This is a genomic window from Phaeodactylibacter xiamenensis (genome assembly GCF_000759025.1).
Taxonomy (GTDB): domain Bacteria; phylum Bacteroidota; class Bacteroidia; order Chitinophagales; family Saprospiraceae; genus Phaeodactylibacter; species Phaeodactylibacter xiamenensis.
The window spans coordinates 1-3,416 of sequence record NZ_JPOS01000118.1; the positions used below are offsets into that span (position 1 = coordinate 1).

Below are 3,416 nucleotides of genomic sequence, written 5' to 3' on the forward strand. Positions count from 1 at the left end.
TCCAATTATGAACAATATTGAACTAATTTTTAGTCAAAAACGGCGTTGTTGCATGAAACAATCCTGTTTGGTTTAAAGGGATTTGACAAAATTTTTAGATTGAGGAAGCCTTCAGGTGAAATTTTCATTATTTTTTTTGATTTCCCGCCAAATGAAAAATGTTCATGCAACAACGCCGTCAAAAACGGTCATATTATGAAAATCAAAAATGGACCTTTCAAGCAATGCATTCTAGTAGGATTGATTGCTTTGACAAGTACTTCGCAATCTTTTGGTCAGGTTATCACGAGAGTACTATCTCCAGAAGATGAAATTGAGAACTACATCCCATGGTATAACTCTGACGAAGAGATTCCAATAATCAATGCCCCTTTCGTAGATGTCGAAGCGGTACTTCAGGCAGATCAACAAACCGGGCGAGAAATGCCAAGGATAGGTATCAAGCAGGAAGTAAATTATACTATGGAAGATGGACAGTTGATAGAAAGAGAGAATTATTCTTTATGGAGCTTGACATTGCGGAGTGTAAACGCGAAATCAATGAGTGTTAGATTTGATGGATCTAATTTACCCGAAGATGCGGTCATGTTTCTATTCAATAAGGAATCAAGGTTTATTGTAGGACCTATTAAAAATAGTAACTTCAGAAATGGAACTTTTAGGTCAGATTATTTAAATGGCGACCGAGTAAATATCTCTTTATTTATTCCTGGTATAGAGGCTAGTGAAATAGTATCTGTTAATTTAACATCATTCGATCATGGTATTATTTCTTTTCGAGTCTTTGATGATGACTTTGAGGATTCGGAACCATGTAACGTAAATGTTACTTGTGAACAAGGGGTTGGATGGGAATGTCAATCAGAATCAGTTTGTAAGATAATTCACAGCTCTATAGGTTCATGTACAGGGTCATTAGTAAACAATGATTGTTGTGATTTAACTCCTTTTGTGCTAACTGCTGATCATTGCATTGCGGATTTTCCTGTTGATGATTATCTATATAGGTTTAATTATCAAAGCCCCCAATGCGAACCAAATGGTGAGACTTCTCCCTCCCAATGGATAACGTATTATGGAAGTGATATAACAGCAGGTTGGGTAGGGACTGATTTTGGTTTGGTGGAATTATTTGATAGACCTACAAGTGGCATGTCATTTGCAGGATGGGACAGAACAAATCAAACTCCTCCTAATTCTACTTTTATACATCATCCTAGTGGAGATGTAAAGAAGGTGACATTTGATAGCGGTGTCAGTACCCCTGCAGGAAATTTTTATGATTTTAATTTAACGCCTGGTGTAAATGGGGACTTTGGCACACTAGAAGGTGGGTCATCTGGATGTCCTAAATATAATCCTGATCAAAGGATAATAGGTCAGCAGAGTGGTGGGGTTCCTCAAACTATTCTTTGTACAACTACAAATAGTGCAAATGAAGATGGTAGGTTTGATATCTCGTGGGAGGGAAATGGCACACCTGATTCAAGACTAAGAGACTGGCTGGGAGCATCAACAAACCCTAATACAATGGATTGTATGGAGCATCCCTTTGTAGAAGGGCCGGGTACGTTATGTAGTGGTCCTGAAACATATGCCCTGATTAACAATATGCCTTGTACTAAATCAATCACTTGGCGAGTTGAACCAACAAACTTATTTACATCGCCAGTTAGTGGGACTGGAGATATAGCAGTAATTACGGGAAGTCTTATTAACTCCGGCTCAGCAACTCTTATTTATACACTATCAGCCGAGGGATGTAACGATACCGAAGTAGAGTATGACCTATTTGTAGGAAGACCATGCACTTTTGAATTACACTCATTTCCGACTGAAATATGTATTGGCGAACAGGGGGAGACATTTTTAAATCTCTTTGAGGATTGCCTGGGTAATTATTCGTCCATTGAATGGGATTTTTATGGAGCTATTTCAGGTTATGGATACGATAACAAAGGGAGGTATACAGGCATAACAACAGGATATGGCTATGTCTGTGTTACGGTAACAAATGATTGCGGTTCAAAGGAGGTATGTGACCGAATTCTTGTCAAAGACTGTGGTGGTGGGTTTGGATTTAGGAATTCCAGATCAAACCCAGATGTAGCGGAATTAGAAGCAAATATTTCCCCCAATCCAGCGAATGATTTTGTTGAGGTAGTGTATTCAGGTTATGTATCTGGTGCAAGGATAACAGCTAGTTTAATTTCTGCAGATGGCAAATTGGTAGAAACGATTGAAGAGTATTCCCATAGCTTCAAAGTGGATATGGCTGAATTACCCTCTGGTCTTTACATTCTGCAATTAAATGTAGAGGGAATGGTTCTCTACGAGAAAATAGTTAAGCTATGAAAAAGGTGGTTTTAACTATTGCAGCTATATTTGTCATTCAGTTGGTATCCTGCCAAACAGAATTTATTGGTGATTGGATAGTAAGTATAAATGCTGGTATAGGAGAAGATGATAAAAGACTATTCGATTACTCAGAGAAAGAGTCACTACTCGCCATGCAGCCCGAATTTTGGGGTACTTATCATATGGGATTAGGTGCCAAAAGAAAAGTTTGGCAAGGTAAGAGGTTCAGCAGCCTTATAGGTCTGGGAGTGAATTATGAAAACTCTACTTTCTTAAGACCTTTTGATCAAGGACACTTTGGGGACCGTAGAAGAATATTATTGTTAACCGACAAATATGAAAAGGTTCTAGCACGGTTGTCTTTATTAACCTGCTACGAATTAGGAAGTCATTGGCTAATTTCAGCGGAATTAGCAAGCAACCTTATTGTTTTTAGGCATATTGCGAATACTACTGTTAACAACTCGAATTTTTTTCCTTATTCAGAAAGCACTTTTGAGTTGGATGAGATTCAATTAAGGTTAGGAGTGATTTACAAGGTTGACAAGTTTATAATAGGTCTCCTTCCAAGGATGGTCTCCTTTCAGAAGATTGATAGGATTATCTTCAATCACATTTTAAAAGACCCTAGAACTGATCAAAAATGGGAATGGCATAATCCATTGCGTTTTGACTTGACAGTGGGGTATACATGGTGAAGACCCGAAGAAAGACGTGAATTAAACTGGACATAACATAGCATAAAACGGCAAGTGGGGCTAAACGCCCCACCTGCGTTTATGCGGGCCGTTATGGGGTACCGCATGAGAATTGGCATTCTATGGAATTGAAAATATGAATTGTCCCGCCTCAAAAATGAAAACTCAGAATCGAGGATTGTCCATAAATCGAGAATTTGAGTTCCAAATCGGGTAACTGAAATTTCGGAAGGCGGGTAAAGGTCCTGTCGAGTATTGTATTCTTTACGGTTAATCGGATAGAAAATGAAAAATTTGGATTCCTAAGATTAACCGGGCCCATCTTGAAAAATGAGATTGGTTTTTTCAGAAGGAGTTTGA

Annotated in this window: 2 protein-coding genes; both read left to right on the forward strand. The window is 38.4% G+C overall.

The window, feature by feature from the left end:
• Positions 1 to 48: 48 nt before the first annotated feature.
• Positions 49 to 2,355, forward strand: coding sequence for a T9SS type A sorting domain-containing protein (locus IX84_RS30025; protein ID WP_044230246.1), 2,307 nt, complete (start codon positions 49 to 51; stop codon positions 2,353 to 2,355).
• Complete coding sequence (locus tag IX84_RS30030; protein ID WP_044230248.1) at positions 2,352 to 3,056, forward strand: hypothetical protein; 705 nt, start codon at positions 2,352 to 2,354, stop codon at positions 3,054 to 3,056. The genes IX84_RS30025 and IX84_RS30030 overlap by 4 nt, the downstream gene beginning before the upstream one ends.
• The last annotated feature ends 360 nt before the right edge of the window (positions 3,057 to 3,416 follow it).

What these genes read in the sequence shown, in the direction of transcription:
- IX84_RS30030 (WP_044230248.1), top strand. Translation starts at nt 2,352, where the DNA reads ATGAAAAAGGTGGTTTTAACTATTGCAGCTATATTTGTCATTCAGTTG.